21 protein-coding genes are annotated in these 16,580 nt (G+C 52.0%); 5 read left to right on the forward strand and 16 right to left on the reverse strand.

Features of this window, described 5'->3' with window-relative positions; genetic code table 11:
* Window positions 1-50: 50 nt before the first annotated feature.
* The 3 genes from ACYVIY_RS24275 to ACYVIY_RS24285 all read right to left on the reverse strand — a co-directional run bounded on the left by ACYVIY_RS24275 (window position 51) and on the right by ACYVIY_RS24285 (window position 5,105).
* Entirely contained in the window at window positions 51-3,758 is a 3,708-nt protein-coding gene (locus tag ACYVIY_RS24275; protein ID WP_460979090.1) for a type IIG restriction enzyme/methyltransferase, read from the reverse strand.
* 96 nt (window positions 3,759-3,854) lie between these two features.
* Window positions 3,855-4,334 (reverse strand): hypothetical protein, encoded by a 480-nt coding sequence (locus ACYVIY_RS24280; RefSeq protein WP_460979091.1) that lies wholly within the window; start codon window positions 4,332-4,334, stop codon window positions 3,855-3,857.
* 204 nt (window positions 4,335-4,538) lie between these two features.
* Entirely contained in the window at window positions 4,539-5,105 is a 567-nt protein-coding gene (locus ACYVIY_RS24285) for a hypothetical protein (RefSeq protein WP_460979092.1), read from the reverse strand.
* 97 nt (window positions 5,106-5,202) lie between these two features.
* Here ACYVIY_RS24285 and ACYVIY_RS24290 point away from each other — a divergent pair, with 97 nt between their 5' ends.
* Window positions 5,203-6,063 (forward strand): SDR family NAD(P)-dependent oxidoreductase, encoded by an 861-nt coding sequence (locus ACYVIY_RS24290; RefSeq protein ID WP_460979094.1) that lies wholly within the window; start codon window positions 5,203-5,205, stop codon window positions 6,061-6,063.
* 4 nt (window positions 6,064-6,067) lie between these two features.
* Here ACYVIY_RS24290 and ACYVIY_RS24295 read toward each other — a convergent pair whose 3' ends face one another.
* From ACYVIY_RS24295 to ACYVIY_RS24310, 4 genes are read right to left on the reverse strand one after another with little or no spacing between them, the layout of a single operon-like run.
* Window positions 6,068-6,886 (reverse strand): sulfate/molybdate ABC transporter ATP-binding protein, encoded by an 819-nt coding sequence (locus ACYVIY_RS24295; RefSeq protein ID WP_460979095.1) that lies wholly within the window; start codon window positions 6,884-6,886, stop codon window positions 6,068-6,070.
* Window positions 6,883-7,548: a molybdate ABC transporter permease subunit gene (gene modB, locus ACYVIY_RS24300; protein WP_460979149.1), complete on the reverse strand. Its 666-nt coding sequence runs from the start codon at window positions 7,546-7,548 to the stop codon at window positions 6,883-6,885. The genes ACYVIY_RS24295 and modB overlap by 4 nt, the downstream gene beginning before the upstream one ends.
* 16 nt (window positions 7,549-7,564) lie before the next feature.
* On the reverse strand, window positions 7,565-8,308 hold the full coding sequence (gene modA / locus ACYVIY_RS24305) for a molybdate ABC transporter substrate-binding protein (protein WP_460979096.1): 744 nt from the start codon (window positions 8,306-8,308) through the stop codon (window positions 7,565-7,567).
* Window positions 8,309-8,363: 55 nt separating this feature from the next.
* The gene (locus ACYVIY_RS24310; RefSeq protein WP_460979097.1) at window positions 8,364-8,855 is read right to left on the reverse strand and encodes a molybdopterin-dependent oxidoreductase; all 492 of its coding nucleotides are present in this window, start codon (window positions 8,853-8,855) and stop codon (window positions 8,364-8,366) included.
* A 263-nt stretch (window positions 8,856-9,118) separates the two neighbouring features.
* On the opposite strand from ACYVIY_RS24310, the gene ACYVIY_RS24315 reads away from it, so the two are divergent.
* Both ACYVIY_RS24315 and ACYVIY_RS24320 read left to right on the forward strand, forming a co-directional pair.
* Complete coding sequence (locus tag ACYVIY_RS24315; protein ID WP_460979098.1) at window positions 9,119-9,970, forward strand: MBL fold metallo-hydrolase; 852 nt, start codon at window positions 9,119-9,121, stop codon at window positions 9,968-9,970.
* A gap of 41 nt (window positions 9,971-10,011) precedes the next feature.
* Complete coding sequence (locus ACYVIY_RS24320) at window positions 10,012-11,220, forward strand: FG-GAP repeat domain-containing protein (RefSeq protein WP_460979099.1); 1,209 nt, start codon at window positions 10,012-10,014, stop codon at window positions 11,218-11,220.
* Between the two features lie 101 nt (window positions 11,221-11,321).
* Here ACYVIY_RS24320 and ACYVIY_RS24325 read toward each other — a convergent pair whose 3' ends face one another.
* The 9 genes from ACYVIY_RS24325 to ACYVIY_RS24365 all read right to left on the reverse strand — a co-directional run bounded on the left by ACYVIY_RS24325 (window position 11,322) and on the right by ACYVIY_RS24365 (window position 15,583).
* Window positions 11,322-11,672, reverse strand: a complete 351-nt coding sequence (locus ACYVIY_RS24325) for a hypothetical protein (RefSeq protein WP_460979101.1) — start codon at window positions 11,670-11,672, stop codon at window positions 11,322-11,324.
* A gap of 1 nt (window position 11,673) precedes the next feature.
* Window positions 11,674-12,018 carry a hypothetical protein gene (locus ACYVIY_RS24330; protein WP_460979102.1) on the reverse strand — a complete coding sequence of 115 codons (345 nt, stop codon included), beginning with the start codon at window positions 12,016-12,018 and terminating at the stop codon, window positions 11,674-11,676.
* A 72-nt stretch (window positions 12,019-12,090) separates the two neighbouring features.
* On the reverse strand, window positions 12,091-12,435 hold the full coding sequence (locus ACYVIY_RS24335; RefSeq protein WP_460979103.1) for a hypothetical protein: 345 nt from the start codon (window positions 12,433-12,435) through the stop codon (window positions 12,091-12,093).
* Window positions 12,436-12,481: 46 nt separating this feature from the next.
* A complete protein-coding gene (locus tag ACYVIY_RS24340; RefSeq protein WP_460979105.1) occupies window positions 12,482-12,826 on the reverse strand; it encodes a hypothetical protein in 345 nt (114 codons plus the stop codon).
* Between the two features lie 100 nt (window positions 12,827-12,926).
* Entirely contained in the window at window positions 12,927-13,289 is a 363-nt protein-coding gene (locus tag ACYVIY_RS24345; protein ID WP_460979106.1) for a hypothetical protein, read from the reverse strand.
* A gap of 152 nt (window positions 13,290-13,441) precedes the next feature.
* Window positions 13,442-14,212 (reverse strand): hypothetical protein, encoded by a 771-nt coding sequence (locus ACYVIY_RS24350; protein ID WP_460979107.1) that lies wholly within the window; start codon window positions 14,210-14,212, stop codon window positions 13,442-13,444.
* 45 nt (window positions 14,213-14,257) lie between these two features.
* On the reverse strand, window positions 14,258-14,629 hold the full coding sequence (locus ACYVIY_RS24355) for a hypothetical protein (protein ID WP_460979108.1): 372 nt from the start codon (window positions 14,627-14,629) through the stop codon (window positions 14,258-14,260).
* Window positions 14,630-14,872: 243 nt separating this feature from the next.
* Window positions 14,873-15,214, reverse strand: coding sequence for a hypothetical protein (locus ACYVIY_RS24360; RefSeq protein WP_460979109.1), 342 nt, complete (start codon window positions 15,212-15,214; stop codon window positions 14,873-14,875).
* A gap of 33 nt (window positions 15,215-15,247) precedes the next feature.
* The gene (locus ACYVIY_RS24365) at window positions 15,248-15,583 is read right to left on the reverse strand and encodes a hypothetical protein (RefSeq protein ID WP_460979110.1); all 336 of its coding nucleotides are present in this window, start codon (window positions 15,581-15,583) and stop codon (window positions 15,248-15,250) included.
* A gap of 102 nt (window positions 15,584-15,685) precedes the next feature.
* Here ACYVIY_RS24365 and arfB point away from each other — a divergent pair, with 102 nt between their 5' ends.
* Together arfB and ACYVIY_RS24375 are read left to right on the forward strand one after the other, a co-directional pair.
* Complete coding sequence (arfB, locus tag ACYVIY_RS24370; RefSeq protein ID WP_460979112.1) at window positions 15,686-16,087, forward strand: alternative ribosome rescue aminoacyl-tRNA hydrolase ArfB; 402 nt, start codon at window positions 15,686-15,688, stop codon at window positions 16,085-16,087.
* A gap of 29 nt (window positions 16,088-16,116) precedes the next feature.
* On the forward strand, window positions 16,117-16,521 hold the full coding sequence (locus ACYVIY_RS24375; protein ID WP_460979113.1) for a hypothetical protein: 405 nt from the start codon (window positions 16,117-16,119) through the stop codon (window positions 16,519-16,521).
* Window positions 16,522-16,580: the final 59 nt, after the last annotated feature.

Raw genomic sequence — 16,580 nt, forward strand, 5'->3', positions numbered from 1 at the left:
GGTACGTACCCTCGTCGAACGACGAATGAGTCGCCCTCCTGGTAAATGAGTTACTGGTTTGATGTCTCTCCGGCTTCCGGGTCTACCGTTTTGTCGGAGCCTACTGGGCTAACGATAAGTCGCTCCTCGGGAGTCAGTCCATACAGATCAAATACTAACTCATCTAACCGGGCTTCTTCGACTGGTGTGTCAGCTTTGGGATCGGTACGTTTCGCTGACAACATTTCATCGACTAAAGCAATCAGCGGTGCCTGGGCCTCGGACGTAACAGCGGGAATGGGGATCGACCGAATGTCGTTTAGCGTTAACTGCAACTGTGATTGCTTGCCCGTAGCTAACATACCAGCTGTTTTAAGATACGTAGCCAGCGACGAGTTTATAAGTGCCAGCACATACTTGGCCGAAAAGGCGGAGTCCGTAATAGCAATCGTATATACATCGGCTTTTGTGGCGAACCTGTTTGCTGTCCAGCTGGCTACCAAACGAACCGGTTGTCCTAACTTTTGCTTAACCAGAATGCGTTCGCTGTTCATGAACGCGTACGACGCAGACAAACTTTCTCCGTAGTGGACAAATGAATCCGGAACGGGTGACGCGTACCGAGTTAACATTCCGGAAAAAAACGGTACGTATGTTTCGTCGATCTGGTGATCAGAAATGTCTTTCCTGGTAATGGCTATGCCGCGGGCTGCCGTTGAGATGTCACCAATCGTTTTGGTAAATGCCCTTAATCGTTGTTTTATGGCGATGATCTGTCGATCAAAAATTAGCTCTAAACCGGGCGTAGCGGTCCAGGCCGAAGAGGGTATTGACGTGAACGGTATAGCTGACGCAAGCTGTCCGGTAAGTTTTGCGTCGGGCTCAAATAGAAACACCGCCGATGTAAAGGTTTCCTGATAGCCCTTTCGTATCAGATAAATACCGAGATCGACAGCCACGTCGTCAACGGCAGAGCGGGGAAGCACGATGCCAACTTCCAGCGTTGCGTTTTCCAGCAAGAGCTTTCGGGTTGGATATTGATCGTTATCAGTTTGCCAGGAGGCCGGCAAAATATAGGCTAGCCCACCCTGCGGCTTGGCAAGCTGTAAACCCCGTTCCATGAACAGCGAATACAGGTCAGCAACGGCTTGATACGTATTGGTGAGATACTTTTTTTCGGAGTCGCTAACTCGTGTGCCCTGGGGCGGATGGCTGAACACTAGATCAAAACCAACATAGTTTCCTGCTTCATCCAGCACTTCGGGAAAGGCATACCGCCACTCGAATGCCTGCTCAAACGCACGTTGTTTATGGGCAAAGGCTTGCTTTTTCTTGTCTAGCTGTTCCGTAAGACGTTGAAATTGATCACCCTGATTAACAAAATCGAAGGTTAGGGCCGACTGCGCTAATTTCGTTTCGAGCCGACGAATATCCGCATAGTCTTTTTGCTCCACTAACGCCATTTGGCTGATCGACTCCTGAAACTGCTGGATGCTGTTGCGCAGTCGCTCTTTCTCGGCTTTGTCATTCGTGTGCTTATAGGCGTGCGCATCGGCTCTGTATTGCTGGAACGCAACCAGGTATTTGTCGCGCAGACCCGGATTGCGCAGGGTATCCATCTGAAAATTCAGATCGAAACGACTAACCAGCGAGTTGCCCAGCCTGACCGTTCGATCAAGATCGGGCAACGATGCCAGCGTCAGTGTATCCTGTTCACCAACGTAATAATATACGCTCTTTAGCAGCTCGATCGAAAGCCGCAGCCGACAGAGCGTAACCGCGGTTGGGCTGCTGTCGACGCCGAACAGGCAATTGCTAAGGATTGCCTGCTTTTCGTGGAATATCGTTTCCTGAACGCGTTGGGTTTCGCTTGACGCAGCCCAGGCCTGACCGTCGGGCTGTTGGAAGCTGCTCACCCGGATGTGACCGGTTGAACTGCGCACGTTCGGGGCAACGTATTGAAAAATCTCCCCATCGTCATTCGTAATGATCAGCTCATCTTCCGCCACCGCAACCCGATGATGTAAACGTCGGCCGTCGCGGTCGACCAGAATCCCTAGTTCAGCTTTCAGCGCAATGAGTTCGTTCAGCGCAGCCACCAGAAAGTGTCCGCTGCCGACGGCCGGGTCGACGATACGTACCGAATTGACGACGGCGTTCGCTTCCTGAACAGAAACCTCGTCCAGACGCTTGTAAAGAGCAGTCATGTCGGCACAAGCCCAGCCAAACTGCTCGTTGAACCGTGTGACAACGGCCTTGCGAACGCTGTCGCGCACCATGTACGTAGCGATGAAGCCGGGCGTAAAAAACGAGCCGTCGCGGTAACCGTTGAGCGTTTCGAAGACGAGTCCGAGCGCGGCTGCGCTGATTGACGCTTTGTTATCGGACTGCACCTCAGCGGGTCCGTCGGACGAAAAATCGTAGGCATCCAGAAACGCTAGCAAATACTGAAGCGTTGGCAGGCGGGTCGTCTGGGGGTTGCCGGGCCAATCGTTCAGCGCGGTCTGTCCAAATACGGGTAGCTCAAGCCCATCTTCAAGGGCATTGATGGATAAAGTGGTCTGTTCAAGCGCAGTCCGTTCGAACAGCGAACTGTTCAGATACGGTACTGGGCCGTATCGATTGGCTGCTTCAACCGGCCGCTGGTGTACGGGAATCGCTACTACGTCAACAAATAGCTCATTCAACTCGCTGAACCTCTGGATCGAGCGCGATGTCAGGAACTGGATCGGTTGGTCACCTTGATGGACACGCCGTAACTGACCTTCGAGCCATTTAAGAAGCAGCAGTCGACTAATCCAGGTGATGCACAGCTCCAGCCCGACGTTGACGAGCTGATCGTTCTCGTCGGTGCCATCGTGGGCCTGGTTGCTGAGGCTAGTCAACACGTTCCCGGCCCGCAGTTGAGTGAGGGTGTTTTCCAGTAGCGACCCCGCGACCCGTTCGCTTTCAGGAAGCCGCTGAATTCGTTTCAGACCCCCTTCGAGCGTTTCGTGTACGCCCACGATGTGAAGCAGTTCATTGTAAAAACGCCGGTTAAGGGTGTTGGCGTCACTGGCGAACGGAAGCTTTAAAAGATGCGCAGGGGAAAACAGCTTAAACACCGGCATTACGGCCTGATTGCCTTTCTCGGCAGGCCAATCGAGTGCTACGGCGGTTTCGCGCAGGTTCAGGCACGTAACGGGGACTTCCTCATCCAGTTCGCGCAGTATTCGGGCTGTTTCGCTGTAGAAAAATGAGGTATCTTTTTTCTGCTGCTGTTTAATCTGGTACAGCTTCCGGAGCTTAGGGTTGCCATAGAAGAAGTGCCGGAAATCGACTTCGTCGAAGATAAACCAGTTGTAAACGTCGGTGATGATCAGGTGGCGGAGGCTACCATCTGATCCGCGTTCCTGCTCGTCAAAGTAGTACAGAATCAGCTCATGCAGCGCCCTGACATTGTTTTTGAGTGTTGTCATCATCTCCCCCGCAAAGACTTTCTTAGTCTTGATGACGACACCCGGTATGGGGCTGCCGGACGAATCCTGGCTATTCATACTAGCGTGAATCAGCAGGTCGGTTCGGTCGCGGGTGCTGATCCCGAACGTAGCGTCGGAAAAGGCTTCGCTGAAAAAACCGGCTACAATCGTTTTCTGGTAATCTTCCGATTCGGCTTCGTCGAGTCGTGAAAACAACCGGGCCAAGGCCCGCCGGAACGTATCCATGTGGTCTTGAGAAATGGATTGTTTTGCGTATGCTTTGTTTAACGACTGAGTCGGTTTACGGAGCGAAAGCCTCATGGAACAAATTTACGGGTAAACAGAGAGGTTGCCCAGAGAACCCCGATAAAGGTTTGGTTCTCCGCGCAACCTCTGCGTCTACTTCGTTAAAATGAATTATTCGCCGAACAACTGGTTCCAGATGCCTTTGGCTCGTTCTTTGGCAGCCTCGATCTGAAGTGCGGCTTCGGCTTTTAATTCATCAAGTTTCACCTGGGCGGCTTCGAGTTGTACGGCCGCTTCGGCTTTCATATCGTCAAACTTATCTTCGGCAACGTCCGACAATTCGTCGGCTTTGGCAGAAGCTGCGGCAAAGGTCGTTTCGGCCTGGGCCTGTAAGTTCGTCAACGTTTCGGCGGTGGCGGTTTTAGCAGCTTCGAAATGCTGCGTTGCCTGCGCTTTCAGCCCTTCGATGTCGATGTCTTTACCCAATTCCTGTGCTTTGGCAACCAATTGATCTTTCAATTCATCGAGGTGGGCAGCCGCTGAGTTAAGGTGCTGACCGGCTTCGGTTTTGAACGATTCGAGTTTTTCGGCGACCGTTGCTTTCGCAGCCTGCACCTGTTCGGTATTTTTCGCTTTTTCGCTGTTTTCCATTGATTATGTAGTTGTGTAGTGATTTGGGTAAAGATAGGAAAAAGGAGGAAGAGAGGGAGGAGGGGAAGTAAAGGGATGAGGGAGGAGCGGGAGGAAGGGGACGAGAGGGGTTAGTAAAAACGCTGTTGACAACCTTTTCTAGTATTTACTTCCTCTCTTCCCCTTGCTCCTATTCCTCCCCCTCTTCCCTCTCCTTCCTCCCAACTATCCCAACCGACGGATAATGAGCCCGTTGACCAGCTCGAAAAGGCCGGCCGGTTTAAGGGTTCGCCAGTTGGCGATGTCGAGCGTACCGCCGAAGTTGATGTAATAATCAAGGTGGTATTTCTTCCATTCGCGTTCAACAAATTCGGGGGAGTGAACGGCCGCAATCCAGCCATCTTCAACGTCTTCAAACCACTCTTCGTAATAGGCATCGTCGGAGCCGTGGAAGTTCAGGATGTTCTCGCTGATGAGAATGAAATACTTGATGCCTTCATTGACTAACGGGTCAATGACCTGCCGTTTGAGGTACATGATGTCGTTATGCAACGTATCGTTCCACTCGCCGAACAGTTCAATGACCACGAATTGCCGGTCGTAATTGGCGAACAAAATCTTGCAATAAAGCGTCTCGGAGCCTATCTCATCCCAAAGCGGATGAATGTAGTAGCCATATATGTTGTTTTCATACTGCTGCAGATTGTACTCGCGCTCGTGAAATGGCGACCGCTCGTCTTCCGACGCTACGTAGTACTTCTCCCAGCCGTAGAACGGTTCAATGTCTTGCATGGTCGAGTCGATTGGCCCGGTGGTTTATTAGGCCAGCCTCACGAATAACGTCTTTTTTCAAACGTTTGTTGAGTAAGATTATCGGTAAGTTTACAGCATGAAACCGACCAGCAAAACCATGCTCATCACCGGCGTGTCGACCGGTATTGGGTACGGAGCCGCCCGACAATTCTGCCAACGGGGCTACACCGTTTTTGGTAGTGTACGCAACCCATCCGATGCCGACCGATTGCAGACCGAATTAGGGAATCGGTTTGTGCCACTCGTGTTCGACGTAACGGATGCCGACGCGGTGAAACAAGCGGCTGCTACGTTGACCAATCGGCTTGTGGGTGATGGTCTGGGCGGATTAATTAATAACGCGGGGATTGCCATTGGCGGGCCGTTACAACATCAGCCTATTGATGTTATTCGGCAGCATTTCGAGGTAAATGTGCTGGGACTGATCCAGGTAACGCAGGCCTTTCTACCGTTGCTGGGCGCTCGCGACAACCATCCTGTTCAGTCGGGGCGTATCCAGAATATCAGTTCGGTCAATGGCCAGATCGCCATTCCGTTTATGGGCGCTTATGTTGGCTCCAAACACGCCGTTGAGGGTATGTCGCACAGCCTGCGTCGGGAACTGGCCCTGTACGGTATTAAAGTCGTTATTGTGGGACCGGGCGCTGTTCGAACACCCATCTGGGGCAAGGGAACCGATATCAGTCCTTATGAGCATACGGTGTATTATCCCGCTATGCAGTGGTTCCTGAAACAGGTCGGGGCGGCTGAGCGCCGTGGTTTTACAATTGACTACCTGGGCGAGCGGATCGTCCAGATTCACGAAACGCCGAACCCTGGCACGCGGTATGCGCTGGTGCCGAACCGGCTAACAAGTTGGGCGCTGCCCCGACTACTGCCCGACAAGCTCTTCGACTGGGTAGTTGGCCGGGTCAGTGGGCTCAAGGCGAAGGAGTAAACGTTTATTTCCAGGACAGCCCGATGGGATCACCTGTCGAGAGTTTACCCCATTCAGGATTTGAAGAACGAAGCTGTACCGTATCGGTTTCGAGAACCCATTGCTGCTGCGCTTCGTCAAACCAAACCTGTCGAATACGTTCGTTCAGCTGAGGTAGTGCGGATCGGTTTACGTTGGCTTCGTCGGACTGAATATGGCCTTGTTTTAGTCGAATGATACGGTCCGCGAGTGCCTGCACATCGGCGTTGTCGTGCGTAACCAGTACGGTTGTCGTTCCCCACCTGCGGTGCAGATCGAGCAGGAGCTGACGTAATGGTTGGGCTGCATCGGTATCTAAGCCCGAAAAGGGCTCGTCGAGCAGCAGTAACGTTGGCTGTCGAACCAGCGCGCGGGCCAGAGCAACCCGTTGTTGCTGGCCACCCGATAAAACCGTTGGCTTTTGGTTGATGAACGGGCCGAGTCCAGTCGCGTCGATGAGTTGGTCGGCCAGCGCCTGCTGACCGCGAGGGGTTACAAACAGGATATTTTCACGTACCGTCAGATTCGGAAACAGGGCGGCATCCTGAAAAATGTATCCTACCGAACGCTGCTGTGGCCGCTGGTTGACGCCCTGGTTTGTATCCAGCCAGGCGACATCATTCACGGCGATTCGGCCCTGCTGGGGCGTTTCCAACCCGGCTAGCAAACGTAACAACGTTGTCTTTCCCGAACCAGACGGACCCAGTAAGGCCGTAAGGCTCCCGGTCGCCAGTTCCAGCCTGATGCGCAGTTCGCCCGCTCCTTCGGCAAACAGGCGGGCGAGGGTTAGGTCGGCATTGATCATACCGTAACGCGCTTGTTGATGCTGTAAACGAGTACGAGAATGACGAACGATAATCCAAGCAGTAGGGCCGCGTAGGCATGAGCCGTGTCGAAATGCAGCAGTTCAACTTCGTCGTAAATGGCAATCGACGCTACCCGCGTTTGACCCGGCAGGTTACCGCCGATCATCAGGACCAGGCCGAACTCGCCGATGGTATGCGCAAACGATAAGACAATGCCTGTCAATAAAGCCGGTTTGCAGTTGGGCAGCAGCACTCGCCATAACGTTCGGATGGGCGATTGGCCCAGTGTGTAAGCCGCTTCCCGCCACGATGTGGGTAGATTTTCAAGCCCGGCCTGTATTGGATGAACCATAAACGGAAGGCTATACAGCAGTGAGGCTACCACTAATCCCTCAAATGAAAAGACGAGTTGTACATCAAACGTTTGCAGCAGCCACGTTCCCAGGGTGCTGGTTGGGCTGAAAGCCAGCAGCAGGTAAAAGCCAACTACCGACGGCGGCAGGACCAGCGGCAGACTAACGAGTGCTTCCAGGATGGGTTTTAGCCGAAATTGGCTGAGAGCCAGCCAACCGGCTAGCGGTATGCCGATGATCAGGAGCAAAAACGTAGTAACGCTGGCCAGTCGCAGGGTGAGCCAGATGGGTTCCCAGTCGATAGGCATGAGGAAAATCATAGACTTATGAGTTGGGTGAATTGTACCCATATTGCTGCAAAATACGCCGGGCGGCTGGACTGCGCAAAAACCGGATAAACTGCTCAGCGGCTTTGGCCTGGCTGGTTCGCTTCAGTACAACCACGCCTTGGGCAATGGGCGAATAACCAGGTGGGGGCAGGTCAATCCAGTGGCCGCGCTGTTTCAGGCTGGGGTCGAGTACAATGGATTTTGCGGTGATTCCTACTTCAGCGGCCCCCGACAGGACGTAGCGGTTAACCTGCGAGATACTTTCGCCAAAAACAAGACGCGATTGCACATGGTCATACAGCTTTCGATATTTCAGGAGCGAAACAGCCGCTTCGCCATAAGGAGCGGTGGCTGGATTCGCAATGGCAATATGCCGGACAGACGGGTCTTGCAGCACTTTTAAATCCGCTGAAATCGGTAGATCGCCCAGCGTCCACAAAACCAGCGAACCATACGCATAGACAACGGGAGCGGCTGTCGTCAGCTTTTGTTTATGGAGCGCATTGGGGTAGTCCATATCGGCGGACAAAAACACGTCGTAGGGTGCACCCTGCTGAATCTGAGTCGTCAGCTTACCAGACGAGCTAACGATGGACTCAATCTTGATGCCGGTCTGTTTCGTAAACGTCTGGCTCAGCGATTCCATCACAAACTGAGCATTGGCCGCAACGGCTACCCGAAGTGACTGTGCCCGCAAACCGGTTGATACAAGTAAGAGCAGGAGAAGCGTTCTCAGCATAAATCAGGAGTAAACAGCCCGCGTTTGGGTGAACGTATTGAGACGTAGTGAGGACTTATTTAGCAAATTTTACCTCAATGGTGTTGACCTGCCGAACCCAACGGGCGAGCTTTTTTTCGTTAGGAACGATAATTCGGAATGGGCCTGTACCAGCCGGGAGGCTATTGTCATCGATACGATCAGCCAGCAGAATCGTACGGGTAGCAAATGCCGGGTCGAGTTCTGGCAAGGCAAAAACAGCCTCATAGCCATCAGCCGCTTTGATAAGAACATATTTGGTTAGATTAGCGCCCCGCAACTCATTGCCGACGCTAGCCCCCGCCTGTTTCAGCAGATCGAAGAGCGGCACGCCAGCGTACCGGTGTTCGCTGCTATCGTGGTCTTTACCGATTACTTCTGTGTGAGGCATCGCTTTTATGTCAGCCACCTGTAACGTCAGCGGCTTCGTCACTTCGCCGGAAATAGTTAGGGTCTGCGCCTGGCTTTTGTTTCCCAGTATGAGCAACGGAAGCAGGAACAAGCGTAGAAGTAGGGTTAGCGGGTTCATCACGAATTGACTGTTTTCTCAGTGATTAAAGGCGTTATATTCATTCAAAGATAACGACCCTTCCTGAATAACAACGTACATAAGCCGGTTACGTATCAACCGGGAAATTTGGCTGGTCAACAAGCTGGAGTATGTGTAGACGTTTCGGCTTACGTTGAGCTGAGTCACATTTGGCGAAGCCTTACTACGCAGCTGCTAAAAGTCAATGATGAAAACCTGCACAAATTTTTCAAATTTGAGCAGGTTTCATTACGTTGATAGCTATGCTTAAACCCGCTTTTCAAAAAGACGATGCGCTTATTGCCGACATTGCGGCTGCTCAAAGCCAATCCGATTCTCTGCATATCTGGTGGTTAGGTCAGAGCGGTTTTTTGCTGCAATACAAGGGTAACCAGTTGCTTTTCGACCCGTATTTGTCGGATTCGCTCAGTCGCAAATACGCGAATACCGATAAACCGCATGTTCGTATCTCCGAGATGGTCGTTGATCCGGCTCGGTTAGATATGATTAATGTGGTAACGTCCAGCCATAACCACACCGATCATCTAGACGCTGATACGTTAAAGCCCTTGTTGGCGAGTAACCCCACTAGTCAGTTTGTCATCCCCGAAGCGAATCGGGCGTTTGTTGGCGAGCGGCTGGGCGATACGCTGGCGAATCGGGTACCAATAGGGCTGACCGCCGGAGCATCGGCGGTTGTGGCTGGCTGGCGCATTCATGGCGTACCGGCTGCGCATAATGAACTGGAGGTGGACGAGCAGGGACAGCATAAGTTCATGGGCTTTGTGGTTGAGATTGGTCCGTACAAACTTTATCACTCCGGCGATACGCTTTGGTACGAGGGTATGGTTGAGGTATTACGTCCGTTTGCGGTAGACGTAGCGTTTCTGCCAATTAACGGAAACAAACCTGAACGACGCGTAGCTGGTAATCTGAATCCCGATGAGGCAGCGCGCCTTGGCCGCGGAATTGGGGCCAAACTCGTGATTCCGCATCATTATGACTTGTTCGAATTCAACACGGCTGATCCGGCCGAATTTGTGCAGGCCTGTGAATTGTATGGAACGCCCTACCGCGTTATGCAACTAGGTGAACGCGTAAGCATTCAGCGGTAGAACAGCCCGTCTTACCGCTTTGCCAATAGAACAAACGACTCATGAAAAACGCCTTATTTCTTTGTCTGCTGGCAGTTCAACCGCTATTAGGCCAGACGCCAACGCCTAAATTTACCATTCAGGTTGTCGATAATCAGATTGACATTGGCTACGGATTGGCAATTGGCGATGTTGACGGTGACCAGAAGCCCGATATTCTGATGGCTGATCAGAAAGAGTTTGTCTGGTATCAAAATCCGGGCGATAAAACCTCGCCCTGGAAACGGTTTGTTATGGCCGCCAACCTGACTCCGCAGGATAACGTCTGCATTGCAGCCCGCGATCTGGATGGTGACGGTCGGGTAGAGGTAGCGGTTGGCGCTGGGTGGAACCCCGCCGAAACCAAAGACTCCACGAAGTCGGGAGCGGTGTTTTACCTGATTCGGCCGCAGGACCCGACGCAACGCTGGGAGCCGGTTCGATTGCCGCACGAAGTGACTACCCACCGGATGCGCTGGGCTAAAGTTGATAAAAATAGCTATCAGTTGATTGTGGTCCCGCTGCATGGGCTAGGCAATAAAAATGGCGAAGGGCGTGGCGTACGGATATGGGGGTACGAATGGCCCAGAAATCCGCGGGAGACCTGGAAACGCTATCTGGTCGATTCAACCATGCACCTGACGCATAACTTTGAAATTTGGGAAGACGGCCCAACTACCAACGTAATACTGGCCGGTAAAGAAGGCGGTAAGATCATGGAGTGGCGCAGAAAGCGGTGGCGTTACGTCGATCGGGAGTCGGCCAGTAACGCTTTGCCGCTGCTTAACAAGGGTGTCGACGGAATCGGAGAAATCCGGCGATTAGACAACGGTACAGCCATTGCCACCATCCAGCCGATGCACGGAAATCTGCTTCAGGTAGAAAGCGGTGGTTACTCGGCCCGTAAATCGAAAGCAGACGAAAAACAGATCAGCATTCTGACGGACATCTTTAGCCAGGGGCATGCGCTGGTGTGCGGAGATTTTCTGGGTACGGGCCGCGATCAGATTGTAGCGGGCTGGCGTAACCCGAATGCCGAGCAGAAGGTGGGCGTGCGGTTATTTGTTCCGCAGGAGCAAAGCAACATTCAAGGCTATCCGCTGGATGACAGCGTTCGGATGGCCTGTGAAGACATCCAGGCCGCCGACCTCGACGGCGATGGCGACCTGGACTTGATTGCCTCCGGCCGGGCCACGTTAAACGTACTGATTTACTGGAATCAGCTTAAATGAAAAGTTATACATAGTTGTAGAGTCGTAGAGTTATACAGTGCCTCCAGTGAGCGTGTTAACTATACAACCTTATAACTCTATGACTCTACAACTGTATAACTCTATGTATTGCCAAGTTGACCAGCCAGTGAACGTAACGACGAAGCCAGGCCTTCGAGCCGGTAAGGGATGTCGCCCTCCGAGCCCATGAGCGTACTAAACTCCGTAGTTTGTGTTGCTAACGTTTCGAGGAGGCCGCTCAGCTCTTTGGCATTGATCTGGTCGCTTTTCAATTGCGTCTTCACCCGTTCGAGCGAATCAATAATCTCGGTTGTGTTGTCGCTCCGGCGAAGCTGCTCGAGCCATTGATCAATGATGCCAGTGCCAGTCTGTGGTGTTTCGGTGCTGATGTCGCTTTCCAGAACACGCATCGTAGAGTCGAGCAGGTCGGTTGATTTTGCGTGGTCGAGCATATCAGAATTGGCTGCTAAAGTTTCGTAACGAATCGGCTAACTGCTTAAGCTGCTGAGTCGTGTTCATGTCAACCATGGGCTCGTTCGAAATGGCGAGTGTATGACTGGCCATGTTGATCAGCAGCTGCCGGATTACGTCGGTATCAAGATTGCCGGAGGTCAGATGATCGCGCAGCTGACCCACTTCCGATAAAATTCGTTCGGCACCCACATCGCCCCGAAGTGCGTTTAACCAGCCTTCGAGCAGTAAGATCCCCCGTTCCGGCGATATGGTCGTTGTGCTGCCCTCCCCGAATGCACCTAACGTATCGGTCAGCATCCGGTGTTCGAGTGTTGTTCCTTCCATAGTGGTAGTGAATTAAAACCGCTGTCCTTACCAACTGCTACGGTTCGTAACGTCGGTAAGGACAGCGGTTGATTATAAAGTATTTGCAAAATTCCTGAGAATCTTCGACAGGCTTTCGAGTCCGCCCGTCCAGGTGCCTTCGGCGTTTTGCCCTTCGGCGGCTTGCTGCGCCTGATCAGCCAGGGCCATCATGACCTGACGAATGTGCTGGCTGTCGGGTTGAGAGGCCTGTAGCTCCGTTCGAAGTTCGTTAAGATTCGCTTCGAGCTGGTCCAGATTTGGGTCGCCCTGTAACGCCTGAAGCCAGCCGTCGATCAGCATAACACCCTGTGCAGGCGAGACTCCCGCCTGGCTGCTGTCGCGGAACAAGCCGAGCGTATCTTCCAGCATCCGCTCTTCTAAAATAGTTGATCCCATTGCTTTGATGGTTTATGTCCGAAGGCAGTGTGTTCTGAAACAGTAATTATAAGCGGCTGCCAAATGTGCGCAGGGCCGTAGCTAGCTGCTCCAGTTTACCAACGGTTTGCTCCTGTACGTTTGAGCCCTGAGCAATCTGCGTTACGTTATCGGCCAGACTTGCCAGCAAATTCTTAATCCGGTCGGGGTCAGGATTGGCAAACTGGAGCTGACCACGGAGCTCTTTGAGTTGACCTTCTATAGCGGCTGTGCGCTGGGTGCCCTGAACGACTTCCAGCCAGCCATTAATGAGCTGAACTCCATCGGTCGGCGTAACGCTGCTGGCATCACCCTGACCAATGGACGAGAACATTTGCTCGAATAAGCGTTGATCTAATGCGTGTGAAGGCATAATCTGAAAAGTTATAGAGTCTGAAAGTTGTATAGTTCTCGAGTTGGGAGTGGTCAGCTTGACTTCTTCGCCTTATAACTCTACGACTATACAACTTAGATTAAACGGCTGTTGAAAATTGACCGGCGAAATTGCGGAGCGCCGTCGATAGGGAAGTCAGCCGCGAAGGCACGTCTCCCTCTCCCTTGCCAGCCAGTCGTTCGGTCTGATCAGCCAATCGAATCAACAACTGCTGGAGCCGTTGCGCATCCGGAGCACCACCTTCCAGCTCGCTACGTAGCTGAGTGAGGGGTTCCATAACTTCACTGGCAATATGATTATTTTTTATCGAGGAGAACCAGTCCGTGATGAGCGACATGCCTTCTTGTGGAGAGGCCGCCTGACCCTGGTCAAAAGCCCGGATGGTATCGTCAATTAATGTCGTAGCAGACGATCCAGATGTCTGCGAATGTTGGTTAGCCATAAAAATACGTTGAGTCTGAACTGGGTTTTGTTAACAAATAAACCCGTGGAGTAGGGGTTTGTTTTGTATGTATATTGAGTGATTGTACGAATGAGTGATTGAGTGTACAAAGTCGCTAAAGCGAAGAAAACACTCAATCACTCATTCACTAATTAATATTGCGACCGGCCGCCGGAGGTTCCGGTGTCGGTATCGCTCGAACCGCTGCTGGTTGAGCCGCCCGATACGCCTGATCGCTGGGTACCTGAGTTGGCGCTGTAATCGTCGCCGTTGGAGCCGGTACCGTAGCCTGAGCCATAGGAGCCGCCATCCTGTGGCCGATCGCTATCGCCTGAAGAATCTTCCGTATCCTGCTCAGAGTCTGAAGACTCGTCAGATGGTGAACTCATGCCACCTTCGCTGCCGGTCTGGTCGTCCATACCCATGGCAGAGCCATTGCTGTCGACGGTGCCACCATTGCGGGTTGAGTAGTCAATCTCACCCGTATCGTTGCCCGAACTGCCAACTCCGCTATTGGTCGACTCACCACCAACCGTGCTTGTCATCGGTGCCTGACCACCCGTATTAGCTCGGCCCGACGATCCGCTCATTTGTTCGCTAAAGCCCTGCAGGGCCTCGGTTAGCGGAGTTAGCTTCGTTTTAACGTCTGTATCCGCCGAATTAGCCAGTTGACGTACCTGATCCGTCAAGTCCTCAAGGATACTCTGGATCTGATCACCATCAGGATTACCGCTCTGCAACTCAGCTTTAAGGTCGCTTAAGCCAGTCGTTATCGGGTTGTTGTCCTGATCGTTGTTACGTAATGTGTTGATCCAGCTGTCGATGAGCGAGATGCCGTCCATGGGCGATATGCTCGTTACGTCGCCATTAAACGCGTTGACAGTCGTGTCAACCAGATTTGCTGCCTGTTGATTCAGTGCCATAGTGAACTATTCGATTTTCGAAGTATATGTAACAATTTGAACCGCTTACTGTGCGTTGGCAACCTGCCGGTGTAAATTTTCCAACGTAGCAACCAGTTGCGAAAGCTCCTGTTGTTCGGCGCTGGCTTCGGCCGTAGCGGCCACCTTTTGCGTTTGATCGATGAGATCCTGCAACAGTGACGCAATGCGGGGCGCATCAGTCCGGTTGTAGCGCTGCGACGTATCAAGTTCAGCCCGTAGGCTGGCCAGAGTATCGGCAATGTCGTCCGTCATGTCATCGCCTGCATCTTCCAGCCGGTTCAGCCACTGATCTATTAAGGATAAGCCATCCGTAGCCGTTGTATCGTCGATAGCACCGTCGAATGTATTTACGGTCTGCTCAATTAATGAGGTTTGATTTGGGTCTTGTGAAATCATAATTTTATGGGAATTGACGTTGAGTACCATCAAGAAACCTTGTTCAGTTCTTGCTTGAATTCTATTAGAGTCGGTTGTCTTCGTCTGCATTAGAGAACCGCTGACGAGTCAGAAAATGATTGGGGCCAGTTCCATAAAACCAGCCCCAATCTTAACCCCGGCTGTTCGATAATGTTTGTGGGTATATAATGATTTTAGTAAACTATTGCCTTTAACCGATACCCACATAAAAGGAAGCAAAAATTACTTTGCCATGCCCTGAGCGAAATCTTTCAGCGCCGTCGACAAGTTCTGCAATTGGACTTTATACTCACCTTCGGCGGCATTGTTGGCCAGGTCAATGGTTGATCCCGACAGGTCGCGCATGACGCGCTCAACCTCTCGTATGTCGTTGTTATTTAAGGCGTCGCGCAGCTTCTCGAGGGGCTCGGCCACCCATTGTGTGCTGACGTTGGTGCGAACAATTGTAATCCAGTCTTCAATTAAGTTTACGCCCTGATCCGGCGTTGTTGAAGGAGCGCCACCCCCCAACGTAGCCAGGGTGTCGCCAATCATCGTTGTGATTTTCTGATCGTGATGTGCCATAATTTTGGTTTGTTTACGGGTTAATCCGATGCCTTACACACGTGCCAGATCCTGGGCAAATGACCGCAGTGAGTCGGCGAGTTGTTTTAGCGAATTGGCATACGTACTATCGGCGCTACGTGACAGATGCTCGGTTTGCTGAGCGACTTGGTTCAGCAAATTCCGGACGTTGTCTGCATTGGGTTCTAGGTTGTGCAGCTCGTCGTAAAGTGCCTGTAAACTCTGGGCGGCTGTCTCTGCACCTTCCGTATGCTTTAATACCGAGATCCAGTCTTTAATCAGATCAGCGCCTGTAGCCGGTTGCAGGTCGCGTTGTTGCAAAGTTTGCAGCGTACCTTCCAGCATCGTGGTTGGATGAGCATGTGCCATAACGTTGAATCAGTTAGTTTTGACGAAAAGAACTCTACGTACTGGCTATTGTTCGCGTACGAGGAGTGATTTAATATAAAATCTATTGACTGACTAGGTTATATGGATGCAACCCGCTTACTACCCGATGTTCACTACCAGTTTGCTCGTAGCGGGGGCGCAGGTGGGCAGAATGTGAATAAAGTGGCTACAAAGGCAGAACTGCGCTTCAATGTTCGGCAGTCAGCCTTGTTGACCGACGAGGAGCGTGCCGTGCTGGAAGACAAACTAGCGGCCAAACTCACTACCGACGGGGAGCTTGTGCTGACTCACCAGACTGAGCGAACCCAGTTGGCCAACAAAGAGAAGGTCACGAAGAAGTTTTTTCGGCTCATTGAAAAAGCATTTGAAAAGCCGAAGCCCCGCAAAGCCACCAAACCCTCAAAAGCTGCCGTTGCCGAACGTATCGCTGAGAAGAAGCGAAAAGGCGAGGTAAAGGAAAACCGCCGGAAGATTGACTATTGATACGTAAAAGAGAAAATAGAGTAGAACAGATGCCTGCGCGATTTCCGATTTTAGTCATCAGCGATGATCCCGACCTAGTACCAACTTTACAGGAGGCCGCAAAACAAGGCTTTCCGGAGGCTGAATTTACCAAGGCGGTTAAGGTTGAGGGAATCGACCGGAACGTAAATTACCTACAAACGTTCAGCCTGATTCTGCTTGATAGTGATGTGCGGCACAGTAAATCTGAATTGGCGTTCTTATCCTTTCTACGCCTACAGGGGGAGTTGTATCGTTTACCAGTCCTGATCGTAACGGTAGGTCAGCTTCCCTGCGACCTAGTGGCGGCTTATTCGGCGGAGGCAACCTCCTTTACCGCCCGGCCGTTCAGCGTGGCAGATTGGCAGACATATCTAGGCCTTGTACAACAGAATTATTGGCCGGGAGATCAATAGCGTCAGCTTTACCAAGATGCTACATTGTGGTTGAACCGGATTTGGTTCGCTATACTCCC

This window comes from Spirosoma knui (assembly GCF_054780635.1).

Bases quoted from the DNA above. Each gene is read 5' to 3' on its own strand.
- ACYVIY_RS24350 (WP_460979107.1), bottom strand. From the start codon at position 14,212: ATGGCACTGAATCAACAGGCAGCAAATCTGGTTGACACGACTGTCAAC.
- ACYVIY_RS24375 (WP_460979113.1), top strand. From the start codon at position 16,117: ATGCCTGCGCGATTTCCGATTTTAGTCATCAGCGATGATCCCGACCTA.
- ACYVIY_RS24290 (WP_460979094.1), top strand. From the start codon at position 5,203: ATGAAACCGACCAGCAAAACCATGCTCATCACCGGCGTGTCGACCGGT.
- ACYVIY_RS24365 (WP_460979110.1), bottom strand. From the start codon at position 15,583: ATGGCACATGCTCATCCAACCACGATGCTGGAAGGTACGCTGCAAACT.
- ACYVIY_RS24360 (WP_460979109.1), bottom strand. From the start codon at position 15,214: ATGGCACATCACGATCAGAAAATCACAACGATGATTGGCGACACCCTG.
- ACYVIY_RS24340 (WP_460979105.1), bottom strand. From the start codon at position 12,826: ATGCCTTCACACGCATTAGATCAACGCTTATTCGAGCAAATGTTCTCG.
- ACYVIY_RS24315 (WP_460979098.1), top strand. From the start codon at position 9,119: ATGCTTAAACCCGCTTTTCAAAAAGACGATGCGCTTATTGCCGACATT.
- ACYVIY_RS24330 (WP_460979102.1), bottom strand. From the start codon at position 12,018: ATGGAAGGAACAACACTCGAACACCGGATGCTGACCGATACGTTAGGT.
- ACYVIY_RS24335 (WP_460979103.1), bottom strand. From the start codon at position 12,435: ATGGGATCAACTATTTTAGAAGAGCGGATGCTGGAAGATACGCTCGGC.
- ACYVIY_RS24295 (WP_460979095.1), bottom strand. From the start codon at position 6,886: ATGATCAATGCCGACCTAACCCTCGCCCGCCTGTTTGCCGAAGGAGCG.
- ACYVIY_RS24355 (WP_460979108.1), bottom strand. From the start codon at position 14,629: ATGATTTCACAAGACCCAAATCAAACCTCATTAATTGAGCAGACCGTA.
- ACYVIY_RS24345 (WP_460979106.1), bottom strand. From the start codon at position 13,289: ATGGCTAACCAACATTCGCAGACATCTGGATCGTCTGCTACGACATTA.
- ACYVIY_RS24285 (WP_460979092.1), bottom strand. From the start codon at position 5,105: ATGCAAGACATTGAACCGTTCTACGGCTGGGAGAAGTACTACGTAGCG.
- ACYVIY_RS24280 (WP_460979091.1), bottom strand. From the start codon at position 4,334: ATGGAAAACAGCGAAAAAGCGAAAAATACCGAACAGGTGCAGGCTGCG.
- ACYVIY_RS24320 (WP_460979099.1), top strand. From the start codon at position 10,012: ATGAAAAACGCCTTATTTCTTTGTCTGCTGGCAGTTCAACCGCTATTA.
- ACYVIY_RS24325 (WP_460979101.1), bottom strand. From the start codon at position 11,672: ATGCTCGACCACGCAAAATCAACCGACCTGCTCGACTCTACGATGCGT.
- arfB (WP_460979112.1), top strand. From the start codon at position 15,686: ATGGATGCAACCCGCTTACTACCCGATGTTCACTACCAGTTTGCTCGT.
- ACYVIY_RS24310 (WP_460979097.1), bottom strand. From the start codon at position 8,855: ATGAACCCGCTAACCCTACTTCTACGCTTGTTCCTGCTTCCGTTGCTC.
- modB (WP_460979149.1), bottom strand. From the start codon at position 7,548: ATGCCTATCGACTGGGAACCCATCTGGCTCACCCTGCGACTGGCCAGC.
- ACYVIY_RS24275 (WP_460979090.1), bottom strand. From the start codon at position 3,758: ATGAGGCTTTCGCTCCGTAAACCGACTCAGTCGTTAAACAAAGCATAC.
- modA (WP_460979096.1), bottom strand. From the start codon at position 8,308: ATGCTGAGAACGCTTCTCCTGCTCTTACTTGTATCAACCGGTTTGCGG.